Source organism: Vibrio sp. TAP-3B, assembly GCF_057784735.1.
In genome coordinates this window covers 679,001-698,200 of record NZ_CM173495.1, presented here as the reverse complement: position 1 = coordinate 698,200, position 19,200 = coordinate 679,001, and the positions used below count along the sequence as shown (strand labels likewise).

17 protein-coding genes are annotated in these 19,200 nt (G+C 43.0%); 8 read left to right on the top strand and 9 right to left on the bottom strand.

Features of this window, described 5'->3' with window-relative positions:
* The first annotated feature begins 165 nt into the window (after window positions 1-165).
* The 5 genes from AC3D28_RS03330 to AC3D28_RS03310 all read left to right on the top strand — a co-directional run bounded on the left by AC3D28_RS03330 (window position 166) and on the right by AC3D28_RS03310 (window position 4,585).
* Window positions 166-645: a hypothetical protein gene (locus tag AC3D28_RS03330; RefSeq protein ID WP_488536039.1), complete on the top strand. Its 480-nt coding sequence runs from the start codon at window positions 166-168 to the stop codon at window positions 643-645.
* 253 nt (window positions 646-898) lie between these two features.
* Window positions 899-1,168: a PTS sugar transporter subunit IIB gene (locus tag AC3D28_RS03325; protein ID WP_098415809.1), complete on the top strand. Its 270-nt coding sequence runs from the start codon at window positions 899-901 to the stop codon at window positions 1,166-1,168.
* A gap of 11 nt (window positions 1,169-1,179) precedes the next feature.
* Window positions 1,180-2,436, top strand: coding sequence for a PTS ascorbate transporter subunit IIC (gene ulaA, locus AC3D28_RS03320; protein WP_098415810.1), 1,257 nt, complete (start codon window positions 1,180-1,182; stop codon window positions 2,434-2,436).
* A complete protein-coding gene (locus AC3D28_RS03315) occupies window positions 2,433-2,882 on the top strand; it encodes a PTS sugar transporter subunit IIA (RefSeq protein WP_488535527.1) in 450 nt (149 codons plus the stop codon). Before ulaA ends, AC3D28_RS03315 begins: the two co-directional genes overlap by 4 nt.
* 512 nt (window positions 2,883-3,394) lie before the next feature.
* Window positions 3,395-4,585, top strand: coding sequence for an amino acid aminotransferase (locus tag AC3D28_RS03310; protein ID WP_098415812.1), 1,191 nt, complete (start codon window positions 3,395-3,397; stop codon window positions 4,583-4,585).
* A 67-nt stretch (window positions 4,586-4,652) separates the two neighbouring features.
* Here AC3D28_RS03310 and AC3D28_RS03305 read toward each other — a convergent pair whose 3' ends face one another.
* A complete protein-coding gene (locus AC3D28_RS03305) occupies window positions 4,653-5,294 on the bottom strand; it encodes an outer membrane beta-barrel protein (protein WP_488535526.1) in 642 nt (213 codons plus the stop codon).
* A 219-nt stretch (window positions 5,295-5,513) separates the two neighbouring features.
* Between AC3D28_RS03305 and AC3D28_RS03300 the strand changes: the two genes are divergently transcribed.
* The gene (locus AC3D28_RS03300) at window positions 5,514-7,403 is read left to right on the top strand and encodes a DUF294 nucleotidyltransferase-like domain-containing protein (RefSeq protein ID WP_488535525.1); all 1,890 of its coding nucleotides are present in this window, start codon (window positions 5,514-5,516) and stop codon (window positions 7,401-7,403) included.
* A 7-nt stretch (window positions 7,404-7,410) separates the two neighbouring features.
* A complete protein-coding gene (locus AC3D28_RS03295; RefSeq protein WP_488535524.1) occupies window positions 7,411-8,130 on the top strand; it encodes a 3'-5' exonuclease in 720 nt (239 codons plus the stop codon).
* A gap of 82 nt (window positions 8,131-8,212) precedes the next feature.
* On the opposite strand, the gene AC3D28_RS03290 is transcribed toward AC3D28_RS03295, so the two are convergent.
* Together AC3D28_RS03290 and AC3D28_RS03285 are read right to left on the bottom strand one after the other, a co-directional pair.
* Window positions 8,213-10,096, bottom strand: coding sequence for a methyl-accepting chemotaxis protein (locus tag AC3D28_RS03290; protein ID WP_098415926.1), 1,884 nt, complete (start codon window positions 10,094-10,096; stop codon window positions 8,213-8,215).
* Window positions 10,097-10,319: 223 nt separating this feature from the next.
* Window positions 10,320-11,891, bottom strand: coding sequence for a BCCT family transporter (locus AC3D28_RS03285; RefSeq protein WP_098415816.1), 1,572 nt, complete (start codon window positions 11,889-11,891; stop codon window positions 10,320-10,322).
* Window positions 11,892-12,276: 385 nt separating this feature from the next.
* Here AC3D28_RS03285 and AC3D28_RS03280 point away from each other — a divergent pair, with 385 nt between their 5' ends.
* Window positions 12,277-12,753 carry a MarR family winged helix-turn-helix transcriptional regulator gene (locus AC3D28_RS03280; RefSeq protein ID WP_488536038.1) on the top strand — a complete coding sequence of 159 codons (477 nt, stop codon included), beginning with the start codon at window positions 12,277-12,279 and terminating at the stop codon, window positions 12,751-12,753.
* A 38-nt stretch (window positions 12,754-12,791) separates the two neighbouring features.
* On the opposite strand, the gene AC3D28_RS03275 is transcribed toward AC3D28_RS03280, so the two are convergent.
* The 6 genes from AC3D28_RS03275 to AC3D28_RS03250 all read right to left on the bottom strand — a co-directional run bounded on the left by AC3D28_RS03275 (window position 12,792) and on the right by AC3D28_RS03250 (window position 18,953).
* The gene (locus AC3D28_RS03275) at window positions 12,792-13,430 is read right to left on the bottom strand and encodes a response regulator (RefSeq protein ID WP_488535523.1); all 639 of its coding nucleotides are present in this window, start codon (window positions 13,428-13,430) and stop codon (window positions 12,792-12,794) included.
* Window positions 13,423-14,778, bottom strand: coding sequence for a cache domain-containing protein (locus tag AC3D28_RS03270; protein ID WP_488535522.1), 1,356 nt, complete (start codon window positions 14,776-14,778; stop codon window positions 13,423-13,425). The genes AC3D28_RS03275 and AC3D28_RS03270 overlap by 8 nt, the downstream gene beginning before the upstream one ends.
* Before the next feature lie 172 nt (window positions 14,779-14,950).
* Complete coding sequence (locus AC3D28_RS03265) at window positions 14,951-16,237, bottom strand: TRAP transporter large permease (protein ID WP_098415819.1); 1,287 nt, start codon at window positions 16,235-16,237, stop codon at window positions 14,951-14,953.
* A gap of 12 nt (window positions 16,238-16,249) precedes the next feature.
* Window positions 16,250-16,789 (bottom strand): TRAP transporter small permease subunit, encoded by a 540-nt coding sequence (locus tag AC3D28_RS03260; protein WP_098415820.1) that lies wholly within the window; start codon window positions 16,787-16,789, stop codon window positions 16,250-16,252.
* 292 nt (window positions 16,790-17,081) lie between these two features.
* Window positions 17,082-18,170 carry a TRAP transporter substrate-binding protein gene (locus AC3D28_RS03255; protein ID WP_488535521.1) on the bottom strand — a complete coding sequence of 363 codons (1,089 nt, stop codon included), beginning with the start codon at window positions 18,168-18,170 and terminating at the stop codon, window positions 17,082-17,084.
* 417 nt (window positions 18,171-18,587) lie between these two features.
* Window positions 18,588-18,953, bottom strand: a complete 366-nt coding sequence (locus tag AC3D28_RS03250; protein ID WP_488535520.1) for a MarR family transcriptional regulator — start codon at window positions 18,951-18,953, stop codon at window positions 18,588-18,590.
* Between the last annotated feature and the right edge of the window lie 247 nt (window positions 18,954-19,200).

Genomic DNA, 19,200 nt, shown 5'->3' with positions numbered 1-19,200 from the left:
CACAATAAGCCAACCGCCCTTGTGGGCTACATACGCTGTACTAAAATAATAGGCTATGAACCTAATCGTTCCTATAAAACATAGGAAGGTATATACTTTGGGGAATAAGCTAATTTATCGATATGCCAAAGCAACACTAGGTAGTATTGGGAACACCTGATGTTAATGAGAAAAATGGACGCACCGCATGATATGCAGGTAGGTGCATCATTTAAAACAAGAAAACACGGTTACGTCATTGTTGTAGAGTACTACAATACTCATACCGTCATTGTAGCTTTTGAAAATACAGGAAATATACGTGCAACGACTGCTGCAAAGCTTCGTAGTGGTCAAGTTTATGATCGCTCCGTTCCACCTCAATCCTTGATGGTGGGTGAAAAAGTTGAATCAGTTAAATACGGGCTGCTTACTATTACTCAAGTCGAGGCTGATAATATCGTCGTTCTCGAGGACAGTCTCGGTAAAGAAGTTCGCATGTTAATGGCTTCGGTACAAAAACTTCGTGAACGGACTGATACCGAAGAAGATACTCATGAAGCTGTTATAGCACCTACGTCATTAACCGCACTGACTAAGCGAAATAAGAAAACCAAAGACATCAACAGTCTACTTAAAAAAATGCTTACAGATTACGGTAAGTAATTATAAAGTCATTAAGCGACATGACTATCTCGCCTACCCCATCCAAATTCTAAGCCGCATATTTTATTTAATACTCAATTCAATAGAAACTTTTAATAATTAAAAAACCACCAAAAACAAGATCTGCGTCACAAGATCAATCTGACTTTGTGACGAATAACCCATCAAATCAACCATGTCTTAGCTATTCTTTTCTCGTCCAATAACAGAATAAGACAATATTCTTAATTACACCCTACAGGGAAATAATATTATGAAAAAAATAATGGTTGTATGCGGTAACGGTCTTGGTACCTCATTAATGATGGAAATGGCAGTTAAAGAAGTTGCTAAAAAAATGGGTCTAGAAGTCGAAGTTGATCATGAAGATCTTTCTTCCGCATCATCAAGCAAAGCTGATATATGGGTTGCAGCCACAGATGTAGCAAGCCAATTAGCCGATCAGGGTAAACAGAATATTGTGAGCCTAGCCAATATTTTTGATAAAGAGTCAATTGAAGAGCAATTACAAAAATTTGTGTAAGGAATAGTAGTATGGCGAATTTCTTTGAGTTTATGCTGGGCATATTAAAAGAGCCCGCAATCATGGTCGGCCTTATTGCATTTGTAGGCTTGGTTGCTCAAAAATCCGATGTTTCAACAATTCTGAAAGGCACTGTTAAAACAGTTATGGGCTTCCTTATTTTAGGTTTTGGTGCCGGAGCCCTAATCGGTGCGCTAAATAATTTCTCTATTGTATTTATTGAAGCGTTTGGTGTCAGTGGTGTTATTCCAAACAACGAAGCGATTGTTGCACTGGCACAAGAAGCATTTGGCTACGAAATGGCCCTTATCATGTTCTTTGCTTTCATGGTGAATATTCTTCTCGCGCGATTTACTCCGTTAAAATTTATCTTCTTAACCGGTCATCACACCATGTTTATGTCAATGCTCGTTGCAGTTATCCTGTCAACGGCAGAAGTCAAAGGTGCGGCACTGGTAGCGGCGGGGTCAATCATTGTAGGGTCTTTGATGGTTATCATGCCCGCACTTGTGCAGAAATACACTGAAAAGGTTATGCAGACTGATCAACTCGCTATGGGTCACTTTTCTACATTCTCATACATCATTGCGGCTTTTATCGGCTCTAAGTTTGGTGACAAATCGAAATCAACCGAAGATCTGAAAGTACCGAAAAGTTTGATGTTTCTACGAGATACGCCAGTAGCCGTTGCCGTTACGATGGCGATATTCTTCTTATTCTCATCGATTTTTGCTGGCGGTGAGTTTGTAGAGTCTATCTCTGGAGGTCAGAACTGGGTCGTGTTTACGTTTATGCAATCTTTGGTGTTTGCGGGAGGTGTGTACATTGTACTTCAAGGCGTGAAGATGTTGATTGCTGAAATTGTGCCAGCCTTTAAAGGCATTTCTGACAAGCTTGTTCCAGGAGCAAAGCCTGCTTTGGATTGTCCGATGGTATTCCCTGTTGCGCCCAATGCGGTACTGATTGGTTTCTTATCTTCCTTTGCCGCCGGTATTATTGCCATGGCAATACAAGGGGCGCTGGATTTGACCATTATCGTGGCTGGTGTCGTTCCTCACTTCTTCGTTGGTGGCACCGCAGGTGTATATGGTAATGCCATGGGTGGCCTACGTGGTGCCATTTTAGGTTCTTTTACTCAAGGGCTGTGTATCTCGTTTTTACCAATGATGTTGTTACCAGTACTTGGGGGCTTAGGTCTTGAAGCAACGACGTTTGCAGACTTTGACTTCGGTGTAGTAGGGCTAATTCTTGGGTGGATTGTTTCATGAGTATTTTTAATTTAATTGGCGATAACAGCATTGTTATTTCTACAGAAGAAAATTTAAGTGTTGATGCAGCATTAGATCTCACCTGCTCTAGATTAATTGAACAAGGCAAAGTTGAAAAAAGCTACCTAGAGGCGATTAAAAGTAAACACAAAGAAATCGGGGCGTATTATGTACTAGCCCCTAAGATTGCCATGCCACATGCTCGTCCAGAGGATGGTGTTAATGAAGCTTGTTTACAAGTCACTGTATTTAAAAATGGCGTTGACCTAGAGTCGAAAGATAATGGTGATGTGTATTTCTCGATAACTCTTGCAGCATTGGACTCGGATAGCCACATTCAAACCATTGTGGCCTTATCTGAGCTATTCCAAAATGATGAGGATATTGATGCAATCATTTCTGCAGAAAGCAAAGAAGATATTATCGAGATACTGAAGAAATATTAACGATTAACTACCACTGGTAAGTAATTAAGCCCTCAAATATACGAGGGCTTAATTTTTTAGACCTTTAACGCGCCGCTTCAATTCAATCTTAACTAACATTAACCGATGGGTTGTGACTTAATTCGTTCTATCGCATGAATGAGTATCTGGCAGTATCCCTAAGCCACCAATCCCTAAATTGTATGAATTCGAAAGAATGAGCAGCAACTATAAACTTTAAGATTTTTTGTCAATAAATAAGTACATTCGCTTAGCCAAAATTGCATATTTGAACGTCTGACTACTCTCCCTCGACTAAAGCCCAGAAACATGCACAAAAGATCACCTGCGCCAGTGTAGATATCCTTTTTATTCCTTGCCTAGCTGACGTTTTCATAGCAAAACTCTAATTATGTTAGATTTTCGTTTCAAATCGCAATTTTTTCAGGTTTTCTTTTCATGAACGGTTGTAACGAATATGGCTGAAAGGTATAAATATCACCAGACCCCTTCGATTAACATGGATGAAGATTATGTTTGAAAAAGTAGTTGCCGCTCCGGCTGACCCTATTCTTGGCCTGACTGAAGAGTTTAAAAAAGATACTCGTGCTGAGAAAATTAACCTTGGCGTAGGAATTTACAAAAACGAGCAAGGTGAAACACCAGTTCTTACGACTGTCAAAAAAGCTGAAGCAGCACTCATCGAGACTGAAACAACCAAATCTTACCTCACTATTGAAGGGACAGCAGAATACGGTTTAGCCGTGCAAAAACTGTTGTTCGGTTCGGATGCTGACATTGTTGCAGAAAAGCGTGCAAAAACAGCACAAGCACCCGGTGGTACTGGCGCACTACGCGTTGCTGGTGAATTCATTAAACGTCAGCTTGGCGACGTAAAAATCTGGATCAGCAACCCAACATGGGCGAACCACAATGGCGTATTCGCTGCGGCAGGTATCGAAACTGCACAATACAGCTACTATAATGCAGAAAGCAAAGATAAAGACTTTGATGCGATGCTAAGCGATTTACAAGCGGCAACGGAAGGCGACATCGTGCTTCTACATGGCTGCTGTCATAACCCTACAGGCATCGACCCAACTGCCGAAGAATGGGAAGCACTGGCCAAGTTGGTAGCCGAGAAGAACCTTCTACCTCTGTTCGATTTTGCATACCAAGGTTTCGCTAAAGGCGTAGAAGAAGACGCTGCAGGTCTGCGTATTTTTGCTAAGTACAATAAAGAGATCCTCGTAGCGAGCTCATTCTCAAAGAACTTCGGTTTGTACAATGAGCGTGTCGGCGCATTTACGCTTGTAGCAGAGTCAGAAGAAGTGGCAACAACGGCTTTCTCACAAGTAAAAGCGATCATTCGTTCTATCTACTCTAACCCACCAGCGCACGGTAGCGCAGTTGTGACTCACATTCTAAACAACCCAGCACTACGTGCAGAATGGGAAGCAGAAGTCGCAGAGATGCGTGATCGTATTCAAGAGATGCGTGAGCTATTTGTTGCGACACTTAAGTCAGAAGGCGTAGACGCAGACTTTAGCTTTATTGAGCGTCAAAATGGCATGTTCTCGTTCTCTGGGTTATCAAAAGAACAAGTTAACCTCCTTAAAGATGAATTCGCAATCTATATTGTCGGCTCAGGTCGTATTAGCGTTGCTGGCATGACTAAATCAAATATGGGCCCACTATGTAAAGGGATTGCAGCAGTTCTTTAAGTGGCGTAAACCCATTATCAGAAGAAGCAAAAGGTCAGCATGTGCTGACCTTTTTATTTATCATGACTTAATAAATGAACTTTAAACTCAAACCCACTTCATTAATATAGTCCGAGCTTTCGCCGTTGTAATCAGTGTCTCGAAATTGGTAAAAAAGCCCACTGCCGATAACGTCATGCCACTGATAATTAAACCCGATCTTGACGTTATTTTCGTCGACGATATCACTTCGATTTACTTCCACTTCTGCCGTTGCGATGAGCTTCTCACTCAACAAGTAGTTGACACCTACAGTAACAGCCTGGAGCAGTTCACTATCGGAAGATAACGTATTATCTGTTTTATCATTGGTTGCTTTGGCTTTGATTGCACCAACCCCGTATGTAGCGTAGATATCGAATAGCGGAGTAATACCTTGACGATACCCACCACCAACTAACAAACGGTCAATTCGGAGCGTAAAATCATCCGGATGAAAAAACTGTGCCGAATAATCAACATTAAACAACCAATTATTGGTAAACAAATAATTGCCGCCAAAATTAACTGTGGTCGCGTTAGAGTTATCTAACCATTCTTCGTTCGTGGTGCCTGCACCGACATCAAGATGAAGGTGCTCGTAACCAAATTTTTCACCTTGATCTACAGCTGAAGCGCTACTCACTACAGGTAAGACTGAAAGTAGCCCAAACACTAAACTTCTCACCATTCAACTTCCTTTTATGAGAGTTATCTAAACTTATGAGAACTATCTAAACACGATATGATGCTAAGACTTGAGAGTCTACATAGTAGTTGAAATGCTGATTTCTTGCCGTGCGGTATGTCAGAATCTTACGACTGAGTATGAAAAACAAGGATCGAATAAGACTCTGTTTTAAAACTAAGTTAAGATTGCTTTATTATTTGCGAACCAAAAGGCACCTTGATGGATGCAGAACTTCTCGAGATATATAACTTTCTCGCCAAGTACCCCCCGTTCAATGAACTCCCAGAAGAAACACTGAACAAAGTGACTGAAAGCGTCGAAATATCGTACTACCGACAAGACACACCTATCATCCATTTTGGTGATTATATTCAGGATCTTTATGTGGTAAGGAGCGGTGTTGTAGAAGTTTATCGACGTAAAGGGGAGCTCTACAACCGTCTTGATGAAGGTGACCTATTTGGCCAGATGGGCATGCTAACTAATAACAAAGTTCGTTTTCCGGTCAAAGCCATTGAAGACTCTTTGCTCTATTGTATCCCGGGTGATGTATTCCAAGAAATTTACGATTCCTTTGACTCATTCGCAGACTTTGTTGAAGTAGAAAACAGCGCACGCTTACGACTTGCTATTTCAGAAAACAAAGATGCGAACGACCTTACCACATCGAAAGTGAAAACATTGCTAACTGGCGATGTACATACCATCGATCGCGGTCAAACGATACAACAAGCCGCTCAATTAATGGCAAATGATAACGTATCTGCCCTGCTCATCGTAGAACCTGACTTTGTTCGTGATGAAGACGACCCTCAGTCGCCTGTACTAGGTATTATTACCGACCGTGATTTGTGTACACGCGTGTTGGCAGAAGGGCTATCACCGCAAGACGACGTGTCAAGTGTGATGACGACCGAGGTAATGTCTCTCGACCACAATGCCTACATCTATGAGGCGATGCTGACCATGTTGCGCTACAACGTGCATCACCTTCCGGTGGTCAAAAATCAACTACCGATTGGCATTATCGAAACAACGGACATCGTCCGTTACGAATCGCAAAACTCATTGTTATTGGTGAGCAGCATTTTCCAACAACAAACCATTGAAGATTTAGCCGTGGTTGCTGAAGAGGTAAGCAGTAGCTTTGTGCGCCTGGTCAATGAAGATGCCAACTCTCACATGGTCGGCAGTGCAATGTCAGTGATTGGACGAAGCTTCAAACAGCGTTTATTGGAAATGGCCGAAGAAACGCTTGGTCCCCCTCCCATCCCATACTGCTTCCTCGCCCTTGGCTCTATGGGACGAGATGAGCAACTGTTGGTCACAGACCAAGACAACGCCATCATCCTTGATGATACTTATCAAGAAGAAAAGCACGGTAAATATTTTGAAGCATTAGCAAAATACGTCAGTGATGGGCTAGATGCTTGTGGATACAAATATTGTACTGGCGATATTATGGCGACAAACCCAATGTGGCGTATGACTCGTTCCGAGTGGGAAGAATGTTTTGCTGATTGGATTGACAACCCAAACCCGAAAGCACTACTCAACGCTTCTATCTTTTTCGATTTATATGGCGTTTATGGCCGTTTAAAATGGGCTGAGCAGTTAACCAGCTTTATTGTCCGCCGAGCACGTAAAAACAACCGATTTTTGGCTTGTTTGGCTCGCAATGCTCTTAACCGCACCCCACCTCTCGGTTTCTTTAAAGACTTTGTGATGGAGAAAGACGGCAGACATAATAACTCCATTAATCTCAAACGTCGTGGCACGGCTCCTTTGGTCGATTTGATTCGTGTCCACTCCCTAGCTGTTGGCTCCCGAGCACAAAACTCGTTCGAGCGTCTTGATGACATTATTGACGCCGGCATTTTGCCAAAAGGCCGCGCTCAAGATTTAAAAGACGCGTTAGAATTTATTTCTATGGTTCGCATTCGCCACCAAGCAACGGATGTTGAGCTGGGTATAGAACCTGATAACAACATTGAACCAGAAAACCTCTCTGAATTTGAACGTCGAAACCTAAAAGATGCTTTCCAGATTCTAAGTAATGGTCAGAACTTCCTTAAGTTCCGTTATCAAGCTAACAAGAATTTTAAGTGAGGTTTGCATGATTAAGAAGCTCTTTCAAAAGCCGACAATTCAATGGCCGACTAAGTTTGAGCAAAAACTTGAGCTTGCTAAAGATGAGAATTTAATCGCGTTTTATAGCAATAAACTGCCTGATCCAGAAACACCGATTTCCGAAATTGAGTTCGTCGCTTTAGATTTCGAAACGACTGGTTTAAATCCAGAAAAACACGACATCATTACCATCGGTTTGGTTCCATTCAACCTGAAACGCATTTTCTTACGTGATTCGCGTCACTGGAAAGTACGACCTCGAAGAACGCTGGATGAGGATTCGGTTATTATTCATGGCATTACTCATAGCGACCTCATTGACGCTCCTGACTTAGGGGATATTTTAAGTGAGCTGCTACCGTGCTTAAGCGGCAAAATTGTGGTGGTACATTATCGCCGTATCGAGCGAGAATTTCTCGATATCGCCCTCAAAGCACGTATTGGTGAAGGGATTGAGTTTCCCGTGTTAGATACGCTTCATATCGAAGAAACTATCCAGCAGAAACGTATAAGTTCATTATGGGAACGGTTAAAAGGGAAAAAGCCCGAGTCTTTGAGACTTGCTCAGTCGAGGCGTCGCTACGGCTTACCAGATTATACCCCTCACCACGCGTTAACGGACGCGATTGCCACTGCGGAGCTACTACAAGCGCAAATCGCCCATCATTACAACGATGATAAGCCCATCGGCGAATTGTGGTTGTAGTGACACCCGGTATAGAACCAACGTGATAAAAATAAAAAAAGGAGCCATTTCGGCTCCTTTTTTGTTAGGTCAATTCACGCCACTACAACTTAAAGCGTTTGATCTCTTGTTCTAGCTCATGAGAAAGCTCAGAAAGATGCGCGGCTTGCTCTGCGGCTTGGTGAGCTTCTGTCGACAACTCATTCGACACGTCTCGGATACCTTCCGAGTTTCGAGTTATTTCTGTTGTTACCGATGCTTGCTCTTCTGCTGCAGACGCGATTTGCGTCGCCATATCATTGATACGTTCCACTGCGGTGTGGATCTGCGTCAGACTTGCTGCTGCCGAGTTCGCGTCATCAACACTTGTGTCAGCTAAGCGTCGACTATCACCCATGATACCAACGGCTTTCCCTGTTGTACCTTGGAGCATCTCGATGGTTTCTTGAATCTCTTGAGTTGATGCATGTGTACGTTGGCTCAATACACGAACTTCGTCAGCCACAACCGCAAATCCACGACCTTGGTCACCCGCACGAGCAGCTTCAATTGCCGCATTAAGTGCAAGTAAGTTCGTTTGCTCAGCAATACCTTGAATGGTCGATAGAATCGTATTGATGCTGTTACCGTGCGCTTCTAGCTCTTGGATAACATTGGTCGCGACTTGAACTTCTTGTGCTAAGTTCTGGATAGAAACTTGTGTCTGTTTGACTTGATTAGAACCATGTGAACAAGCTTGAACCGCTTCTTCAGAGTTGCTTGCAGTGCTATCTGCATTACCAGCGATCTCTTGCGTTGCTGCGGCCATTTCATTCACCGCTGTTGCAACCATGTTGATTTCATCTTGCTGGTAAGAAATACGCTGACTACGCTCTTCAGCCTGCTGTGCTGTTGTACGAGCCTGCTCAGATAACGCCGTGGATACATGGCTTAATTTGGTTACCATCGTATGCATATTACCTACAAAGCGGTTAAAGTTTTCAGCCAACTTACCGACTTCATCATCGCTGCGTGGTTCTAGGCGTTGAGTCAGATCGCCGTCACCAGATGCAATTTCTTCCAGTGCAACTGATACACGGTTTAAATCACGGAATAGGAAGCCAACTAACCAAGAAACAGCGAGAATCACCACAATGGTGATCATTACCGCAGCAATCAACAAGTCACGCAACAAAATAGCATGGCCAGCTTCTTCGGTTGCGCGATCCATTTCAATCGCGAACATCCAATTCGTACCAGATACTTTGTTGAAGTAATACATCTTCTCTTTGCCTTTGATGATGGTCTCTTCAATTCGACCTTCTTCAGCCGCGCGCTTAATTTCCTCTTCAGAGAAATCTGTTAGCACGCTGGTAATGGGCTTAAGCGTTAAACTTTTATCCGGATGGGCAAGGAAAGTACCTTCATTCATATCAATTAACATAGCGCGAGCATTTTTACCCGCATCTAAGTTAATCACGTCACTGATAAGTTGATCGATCAGTACGTCTGCCCCTACCACTCCAATAAACTGGCCATTTTTCATGACTGGCTCAGCAATGGTCACGAGAAGTGCATTCGTAATTGCATCTTGATAAGCGGCAGTGATGATCTGCTTACCGGCTGCATTGGCATCTTTATACCAAGGACGGGTGCGCGGATCATAATCAGCACGGTTACGCTCAGGATGAGAGCGATACATGTCACCGTTAGGCGTACCTAGGAATATATCGTCAAAACCACCAGATTTACGAGCTTGTTGTAAGAAAGGCACAACATCTTGCTCTGTCGAGTAGTCGTTGAATGCCGTAGCAATATCTTTGCGGATATTGACCCAATCAGAAATTCCTTCTGACGCCGTTGTACTTAGGCTTTGTGCACGTGAATAGACACCTGAACGAGTCTGATCAAACAATTGACCAGCCGACAACCAAGTAAGTGCTGTTGCCATCACAACAACAGCAGAAAGGCTTGCGCCAATAAGCTTTTGTTTTAATGATAAATTCATATTTATATTTTTTGAGTTGGGAGAACAGTTAAGGTGTGTGAATAATACACACTTTTTCATGACTATTCATTAAATTTAAAGAAAACACAATAACACATTAACTCTTTGTAATGCTTGAACTTTAATGTGACATTTTTTTGTCTGTGCGTCATAAAAACCACACAAAAAAAAGCCAGCGATACGCTGGCTTTTAACTATTTGTTTCTCAGACAAAATGACTGAGTTACTGACGCTCGGTTCTCATTCCCATTAATAAGCTTACACACATTGCAAGCAAAACAAAGGTGAATGGCAATGCTGTTGATATTGCACCAGCCTGTAGGGCCTGAACTGCTTCCGAGCCACCAATCCATAGTAGAGCAACCGCAATTGCACCTTCCATGAATGCCCAGAAAATACGTTGCAGCACAGGTGCATCCACTTTACCACCAGCCGTGATGCTGTCGATGACCAGTGAGCCTGAATCTGAAGAGGTGATAAAGAATACCAATACCAGAACAATCGCAATGATAGATAGCAAGCTACCGAATGGTAAAGCATCAAACATCTGGAACATAGCCAGTGAAACATCGGTTAAACCATTAGCGCCCAAGTCACCAACTTTGTCGACAACTTGCTCAATGGCCAAACCACCGAACACTGACATCCAGATCACCGTCACTGCGGTTGGTACAAGTAATACAGCAGTAATGAACTGACGTACCGTGCGACCACGAGATACACGTGCAATGAACATACCGACAAATGGTGACCATGAAATCCACCAAGACCAGTAGAACACCGTCCAACCTTGGAACCATGCTTCATCAGTCCGATCAAACGGCTGACTTAGTGGGATAATATTTTCTATGTACGCCATCAGCGTCGTAGGAATTGAACCCAAGCTTGCAGCCCAGCCAATTAACCCAACGAGAATCAGTAGTAAAAAAGCCACGACCATGTTGATATTACTGATGACTTTAACACCACCATCAATACCGCGTAACACAGAAACAACCGCAAGTAGAGTGACAACAGTAATAACAACAATTTGTAACCCTAGACCGGGCTCCACACCAAACACATGGTGAATACCGCTTGCTGCCTGTTGAGCACCAAGGCCTAATGATGTTGCTAAACCAAACAGCGTCGCTAGTACGGCTAAGATATCGACAATGTGCCCTGCCCAACCCCATGCACGGTCGCCCAGCAGTGGGTAGAAGATCGAGCGCATTGATAACGGTAGGCCTTTGTTGTAGGCGAAAAATGCTAAAGAAAGTGCTACAACGCTGTAGATTGCCCATGGGTGAAGACCCCAGTGGTACATGGTTGCACCTAACGCCAACCTAGCCGCTTCTGGTGTATTTGCTTCGACGCCTAATGGGGTTTCGTACCAACCCGTAAAGTAAGCAACCGGTTCTGCAACACTCCAGAACATCAAGCCGATACCCATACCTGCAGCAAAAAGCATGGCAAGCCATGACATAAATGAGTAATCAGGGACGGCATCCTTACCACCTAAACGGATTTTACCCATTGGGGAGACGATAAGTGCCAAACAGAAAATAACGAAAATATTACCTGCAATAATGAACAACCAATCGAATGAGCCAATGATCTTCCACTTAAGCCCGTCAAGTACCGTCTTTGCGGTATGTGGATCTAACACTAATGCAGCGACAAGAAACAGCGCAATTAAACCTGCACTAATACCAAAAACAGGATTATGAACATCAAAACCCCATTTTTGAACGTTGTCCTGACCTACCGTATAGTCGGTACTATCGATACTGTACTTATCTATACCTTTTGTCATCGTTCCTCTCTATTTTTGTACTATTTTTTACGCACCAAACAAAAAATCATTCGAACACGATACGTTTTGCGCTTCGTGAAAGCGCAAGATCCTATCACTTGAAACGTTTTTGTCTATCTTTCGCTATGAAAAAATCCGATAACTTACTTTTCAAGTAGAAATTTCCTCAACCAAAAGTAGAAACCTTTGCCACAATAGTTAGACCACAAATATTTATTGCTATAATAATTTAGGTCTTTCTATTGCACATGCATGACGCAATGAAAATAAAGTAAAGAAGCTACTTAAGATTGTAGCGGTAATTTTTGAAGACCCCCCTTTAAATAAGGGCGTATTTAAGTTAGTGTCGCCTCATTAAATGTACCTTACAGACTGGATGAAAAAATTGGAAAAGTACGAAGAAGTATTGGTCTCGATTCGTCAGATCATCCGCGCTATTGATTTACATTCTAAAAAGCTGAGCAAAGAATCTGGATTGACCGCTCCACAGTTAATATTAATGCGTGCTATCAACGATTTAGATAACGTAACTATCAAACAGTTGTCTAGCCACACGAATATGAGCCAAGCGACCGCGACGACGATCCTAGATCGCCTAGAAAGAGGCCTGTTCGTTGAGCGCCAACGCAGTGTTCAGGATAAACGTAAAGTGCATGCTGTATTGACCGAGAAAGGCCAAGAGGCATTAAGACAAGCACCAACTCCATTGCAAGAACACTTCATTCGCCGATTCCAAGAACTAGCAGAATGGGAACAAACTTTACTGCTTTCTTCAGTTCAGCGCATCTCAACTATGATGAACGCTGAAGATTTCGATGTCGCCCCAATGCTAGAGCTCGGTAGCATTACAAAATTAGATTAAGTTCTTCTTCTCCACCGAGTGCTCGCATTCAGCGAGCACTATTCAGTTAGCCCCATCTCAAACGCATACTTCGCCAACTCAGCCGTCGAGTGCAAATCCAGTTTATGCTTGATGTTATGCCGATGTGTCTCTACCGTTCGATAGCTAATACTCAATAATATCGCGATTTTTTTGCTGCTGTTCCCTTGGGCGACTAGCTTAAGTACCGCTTCTTCTCTGCGGCTAAGAGGATTGGTTTTTTGGTTGGCAGGCAAGACTTCTTGAGTAAATAACGTCTGCGTGACCGACTCACAAAAGTAAGTCGAACCTTGATTGACCGTTTTGACCGCTTGTACCATCTTGTCGGCCGAAATCTCCTTCAACATATACCCGACCGCACCGGCTTGCATTACTTTCATGATGTACTCACGATTGTCATGCATTGTCAGCATGAGTATTTTGCTCTCTGGCCGCTCCTCTTTGATAACGCCCGTCGCTTCAATGCCGTTCATTATGGGCATGCTGATATCCATAAGAATAACATCCGGCCTGAGGTGCTTCGCGACCTCAATCGCTTCTAAACCATTACTGGCAGTGCCGAGAACCTCAATATCAGGCTCCAACTCCAAACGTGCCATAAATCCATCTAATACCACTTGATGATCATCGACAATCACCACACTAATCGGTTTATCCATAAACTAACTCATCCAAATTCAGCAGCACGGTAATTTCTGTCCCTAATCCAAGTTCACTCATAAGCTCAAACTCCCCACCTATAAACTCAACACGTTCTTGCATGTTTCTCAACCCAATGCCTTGCTGATGCACGGCTTGGTTGACCACAAAGCCAACACCATCATCACGTATGAGTAATTGCAGCATATTGCCCATTTTTTGCAAAATAACGGTGACTTTTTTCGCTCTAGCGTGTTTTTCAATGTTATTCAGAGATTCTTGAGCGACCCGGTACAAGGTGGTGGCCACTTCCGAGGTCAATTTATACTGTTGGATATCAAAGTGATTTTCGATATCAATTCTGGAGTGCGAATGAAAGTCCTGCAATAAAGTCGTCAATGCTGCCTCTAAACCAATATCATCCAGAGCACTCGGGCGCAGTTGGTGGGAAATATGCCTCACCTCGTTTATCGCCGTCACCAAGGACCGTTGTGATTTGTCTAGGTGCGCTTTAAGCTTTTCATCTTCCAATCGGTGACTCATTAAATCCAAATGGCATTTGCTGGAGACTAACAACTGATTAATGCCATCATGGAGCTCACGCGCAAGATGCTTTTTCTCATCCTCCTGAAACATAACGGTTTTATGTGCTAACTCTTTGAGGTTTTTATCGGCAAGGCGATGTTCATGCAAATTAATCGCTAAAGTAAGAACAATGATGACTGCCACCGTCACGGCTAATATCATCACTACTGAGAAAAAGGTTGTTTCGATGTTTTGATTCACAGCAGCGCGCATATCGGCGATCTCTTGGCTCACATCTTCAATGTACAGCCCTGTGCCAATCATCCACTCCCACTTTTCAAGCCAAGCAGCATAACTGAGTTTGGGGACCACCTCTCCTGTAGAGGGTTTTTGCCATAAATATTGGTGAAATCCACCACCCGATTGTGCTTGGTATAACAATGCCTCGATTAAACGGTCTCCATTTTCATCTTGTAAATGAAGCAGGTTTTCTCCGACTAACTCAGGCAAAACGGGATGAACGAGGTTAGTACCGTTTTTGTCGTATACAAAAAAATAACCATCCGAGCCGTAACTTAAACGATTTAAAATGGCCTTCACACGTGTTTTAGCGGTAGTTTTCTCTAGGGTTTGATCGTTATAGATATGAGAGATCGAATCAAATGCTACGTCTACGGTATCTTTTAACGCCGCTTCTTTTGATTGGATCAAGTTTTGATGAAAAATTTCTACCTCTCTAGTACCAAGCGTTTTGGTTTGATAGATAGAAATCCAACTGATACTGGCGGACACCAATACCACCGGTATCAGTGTTAACAGAATTAATTTTGCTTTAAGAGGCATCCCTTCCCTCCATGAAACGCTGCCTATACCCAAAATAAACTCAAGACGCCGAGTTCAGAACAACCGAGCATCTTGAAGTTATTTGGATATAGTAATCATCAGCAGCTTATCAACTTGCTTTGAAAGGTGAAAACTCTCAGTTCACAAAATCGCTTTTATTCCCACCCATTGTTTAACTCATGCCATAAAAGCCTGGAAAAAAGAGCAGTGAAGCCAGCACAACAACTTGAATAGCGATAAACGGCATTACGCCTTTGTAAATATCTCGCGTTGTCACGCCCGTAGGTGCTACGCCTTTTAGATAAAATAAACTGAAACCAAATGGAGGCGTTAAGAAGGACGTTTGTAAATTCATCGCAACAAGTATCGCAAACCAAGTCATGTTGATCCCCATGAGTTCAGCGACAGGAGCGATTATCGGCACAATGATGAAACAGATCTCGACGAAGTCTATAAAGAAGCCCAAAATCAAAATCACAACCATAGTGATAATAAGAAAACCCCATTTATCACCCGGTAACTCCAGCATCCATTCTTCAACTAGGTAATCACCACCCGTGTAGGTGAACGCCATGGAAAACGCTGTCGCCCCAAGTAAGATAGCAAAGACCATTGCTGTCACTTTAACGGTTTCTTTCGAAGCGTCGTAAACCATCGACCAACTAAACTGCTTATACAGCAATGACAATACTATCGCGCCAGCACCACCAAGCGCAGCAGACTCGGTCGGTGTTGCAATCCCAGCGAAGATAGAGCCCAGAACCACGATAATTAATGCCAATGGTGGTATCACGGCTTTCAGTGCCTTAAACACCTCTTGCTTACGGCTGATAGACTCATCACGTTCAATCGCTTGCGCCGCTTGAGGATTCAACTTGGCATAAATAAGAATGTAGATTACATAGGCGACCACTAAAATAATACCTGGCCAGATAGCCGCTTGGAAAAGGTCCCCGACAGGAACCCCAAGAACATCACCAAGCAGGATCAACACGATAGAAGGTGGAATAATTTGACCTAAAGTGCCGGACGCACAAATGGTTCCACATGCCAACCCTTTGTCGTAATTGTATTTCAGCATGACTGGCAACGAAATCAACCCCATTGCAACCACTGATGCCCCAACCACACCCGTTGAGGCGGCGAGCAGTGCACCAACCAATACGGTCGAAATCGCGATACCACCACGTACGCCTCCGAACAGACGTCCCATGGACTCGAGCAATTGTTCTGCCAGTTTCGTTTTCTGTAACACCAACCCCATAAAAACGAACAGTGGGACGGCCATTAGCACCGTGTTTTCCATGATGGATTGAATACGATATGGCATGAACGCAAACATTTCTACGCCTTCAGCCCAAACACCGAAAATCAATGCGATCCCACCAAAAGTAAACGCAACAGGGAACCCGAGTAGAAGCGCAAATAACGCGACAAAAAACATCACTATACCGATCATCATGAATTCCTTTTACGACTTACCGTTATTACCGGCATAGATAAGATGAGGGTTAACAATTTTATTAATCGAATGCAGCAGCAACCCAATGCCACTGACCGCCATAAAGAAAAACGACAGCGGTATCATCGCTTTAATAATCCAGCGATAAGGCAAGCCGCCAGGATCGCCGGACGTCTCCCCTAGCGCGTAACTTTCTTTGGCAAAATCGATACCAAACCAAGCCACCAATAAACAAAAAGGAAAAAGAAAAAAAAGTGTGCCTATGATGTCGATGACCGATTGCGCTTTGTAAGACAAGCGTTCATAAAAAATGTCGACTCGTACGTGACCACCCGATTTAATCGCGTATGGGACCCCAAGCAGAAATACCGCAGAGAACAAGTGCCACTCCATCTCCTGAAAGGCAATCGACACGTCATTGAACACGTATCTCATCACAACGTCGTACACCACGTTTGCTAACAACAAAATGAAGAGGATACTGGACAACCACCCCAGAAAATCACCGAAGCGGTTAAATAGTCGCTCAATATAAATAAGGCTTCTCATTCCGAACTCCGTGGAACGTGTAGGTGTGCTCCACTGTGTTATGGAGCACTTTTTATATCAATCACCGTAAGTCTTGCGGGTCATCCAAGCTTTTGAAAACACGAGGTAACGACGTTGAAGCCTTTGATTGTAGAATAACTACTTATCGAAAAGTTCTGCCTTAACCTTCAGTATTCTTTCTACCAATGCCACACCACTTACTTTGATCAGTATTTGCAATCTTCTCAACGAAAGTTTTTCCTTGAGCTTAATTCAGGCTAGCCATGCCAAGGCTAGCCCGTTAGTACAATACTTATTGTGCTTGGCTGTTTAAGTAAGCTCGATGTGAGATATCTGACCAAGGGCGAACTTGTTTTAAATAATCCGCTTGAGACTCTTGAATCTCCTTTGCCAGAGCATCTTTGTCTGCGTGCTCTTGCAGCAAACGATCATTTGCCTCTCGTAATGCAGACACCACTTCTGGCGGGAAGTCTTTTACTTCAACATTTGGATATTCCGACTGGATAGAGGTCCAGTTTTTACCACTTTCGTGTTTAGACTGGGTGTACATGTCGTAAGCGGCCGTTTTCATCGCTACCTGCAAAATTGCTTTCAGATCGTCAGGTAGTCGATTCCAAGTACGCTGGTTGACTAAGAACTGAAGCTCTGTTGCAGGCTCATGCCAACCTGTGTAGTAATATGGCGCGATTTTGTGAAAACCCATACGTAAGTCTAACGATGGGCCAACCCACTCCAGCGCATCGATTGTACGGCGCTCTAACGAAGTATATAACTCGCCCGGTGCAATGTTGGTTGGTTTTGCACCTAGCTCAGCCAAGATCTCACCAGCAAAACCCGGAATGCGCATTTTCAAACCTTTAAGGTCTTCAACGGATTTGATCTCTTTTTGGAACCATCCTCCCATCTGTGTATCCGTATTACCGCCAGGGAAAGACATTAGATTATGCGGCGAGTACACCTTTTCCATCAGTTCCATACCCCCACCGTAATAAAACCACGCATACTGTTCTGTCGGTAGCATTCCGAAAGGCATAGAAGTGAAGTAAAGTGTGTTTGGAACCTTTCCTTTCCAATAATAAGAGGCCGAATGGCCCATGTCGTATTGGCCAGACTTAACCATGTCAAACACACCAAAAGGCGCTTTGTGTTTGTTAGCAGAGTCAATACGGATTTGAAGGCGCCCGTTAGACATCTCCTCTGCCATTTGTGCCATATTTTTCGTTGCATCCCCAAAAATTGGGAAGTTGGGGCCCCACGTTTCAGCAAGCTTTAAGCGGTAGACTTTTTCAGCCGCACTCACAGAAGTCGTCACGACAGTCATAGCTGCGACGACAGCGGTTATTTTGAGCACTCGCTTCAAAGATTTTTTAATTAGACTCATTGTTCACGTCCTTTATCACCAGAGTTATCGTTGTCATCCATTTCAAGGATTAGGTGTATTCGTTATAAAAGATGTAACAATGTTGTCCAATGCGAAATAAGCATGAACACTGAATTTCGCTTTTTACTAAAAGACTTATTATCCATTAGTATTACGTATTAATACGCAATATATAAATAACACCATATCTCTATTTAAATAAAATCAATAAATTGGAATCTTATTCTGGAGCGAACTTCAAGAAGAGTACGTACGTATTCTTTCATTAAAGAATTTACATAATATTAAAAAAAACGTGACAAAACCCTTATCTAAACCTCTAGAATTGAGTTTGCTGAGATAAAGAAAGCCAGAAGTTAAGGCAAAAAAAATACCCCGACGATCGTCGAGGTATTAGAAACAGAACGGTAGCGATAATCAAACTGCTTTGTAAATAACTTTATTACCTGCTAACTGCTCTTTTTGAACTAGGTTATCTTCAAGAAGCTTCTTCAGTGCGCCAGTAGCCCAGGATGCCGCTTTAGTGTCTTCTTGACCTGCAGCTAAACCGATGCCTTTAGGGTTGATGCCTTCAGCATTTGCTACAACGATGTCTAATACTTGTTGTTGCTTAGGAGTAAGGGCAACATCAACAGTTTGCGCTGCAGCTACTTTCTTCTCAGCTACTGCTTTTTCCACAACAGGTTTTGCTGCTGCTTTAGATACTACAGCTAAGTTAGCTACTGTCGCTTTAATGCGTTTTTGCAGTTTCATCTGCACTTTACGCTTATGAGCAAGTCTCATTGAATATTTCTCCAGTTCACTGCATCTCAGCAGGGATGAAAATTTGAAGCGCGTTTTATATCAAAATTTACAAACAATTTGTAGGTTTTAGCGGCGAAACGCGATGAAAAATGCGCACAAAGCTTAGAACGTCTACAATTTAACCAGTTATTTTGTGAACGGATTTATTGAATACTGGGTATAAAGACAGAGGTTTCTTTGCTCGCCTAATGAATAAAAGTGCATAAAAAGAAACGGAAGTCTTCAC

Coding starts and splice junctions, on each gene's coding strand:
- AC3D28_RS03330 (WP_488536039.1), top strand. CDS start 166: ATGAGAAAAATGGACGCACCGCATGATATGCAGGTAGGTGCATCATTT.
- AC3D28_RS03325 (WP_098415809.1), top strand. CDS start 899: ATGAAAAAAATAATGGTTGTATGCGGTAACGGTCTTGGTACCTCATTA.
- ulaA (WP_098415810.1), top strand. CDS start 1,180: ATGGCGAATTTCTTTGAGTTTATGCTGGGCATATTAAAAGAGCCCGCA.
- AC3D28_RS03315 (WP_488535527.1), top strand. CDS start 2,433: ATGAGTATTTTTAATTTAATTGGCGATAACAGCATTGTTATTTCTACA.
- AC3D28_RS03310 (WP_098415812.1), top strand. CDS start 3,395: ATGTTTGAAAAAGTAGTTGCCGCTCCGGCTGACCCTATTCTTGGCCTG.
- AC3D28_RS03305 (WP_488535526.1), bottom strand. CDS start 5,294: ATGGTGAGAAGTTTAGTGTTTGGGCTACTTTCAGTCTTACCTGTAGTG.
- AC3D28_RS03300 (WP_488535525.1), top strand. CDS start 5,514: ATGGATGCAGAACTTCTCGAGATATATAACTTTCTCGCCAAGTACCCC.
- AC3D28_RS03295 (WP_488535524.1), top strand. CDS start 7,411: ATGATTAAGAAGCTCTTTCAAAAGCCGACAATTCAATGGCCGACTAAG.
- AC3D28_RS03290 (WP_098415926.1), bottom strand. CDS start 10,096: ATGAATTTATCATTAAAACAAAAGCTTATTGGCGCAAGCCTTTCTGCT.
- AC3D28_RS03285 (WP_098415816.1), bottom strand. CDS start 11,891: ATGACAAAAGGTATAGATAAGTACAGTATCGATAGTACCGACTATACG.
- AC3D28_RS03275 (WP_488535523.1), bottom strand. CDS start 13,430: ATGGATAAACCGATTAGTGTGGTGATTGTCGATGATCATCAAGTGGTA.
- AC3D28_RS03270 (WP_488535522.1), bottom strand. CDS start 14,778: ATGCCTCTTAAAGCAAAATTAATTCTGTTAACACTGATACCGGTGGTA.
- AC3D28_RS03265 (WP_098415819.1), bottom strand. CDS start 16,237: ATGATCGGTATAGTGATGTTTTTTGTCGCGTTATTTGCGCTTCTACTC.
- AC3D28_RS03260 (WP_098415820.1), bottom strand. CDS start 16,789: ATGAGAAGCCTTATTTATATTGAGCGACTATTTAACCGCTTCGGTGAT.
- AC3D28_RS03255 (WP_488535521.1), bottom strand. CDS start 18,170: ATGAGTCTAATTAAAAAATCTTTGAAGCGAGTGCTCAAAATAACCGCT.
- AC3D28_RS03250 (WP_488535520.1), bottom strand. CDS start 18,953: ATGAGACTTGCTCATAAGCGTAAAGTGCAGATGAAACTGCAAAAACGC.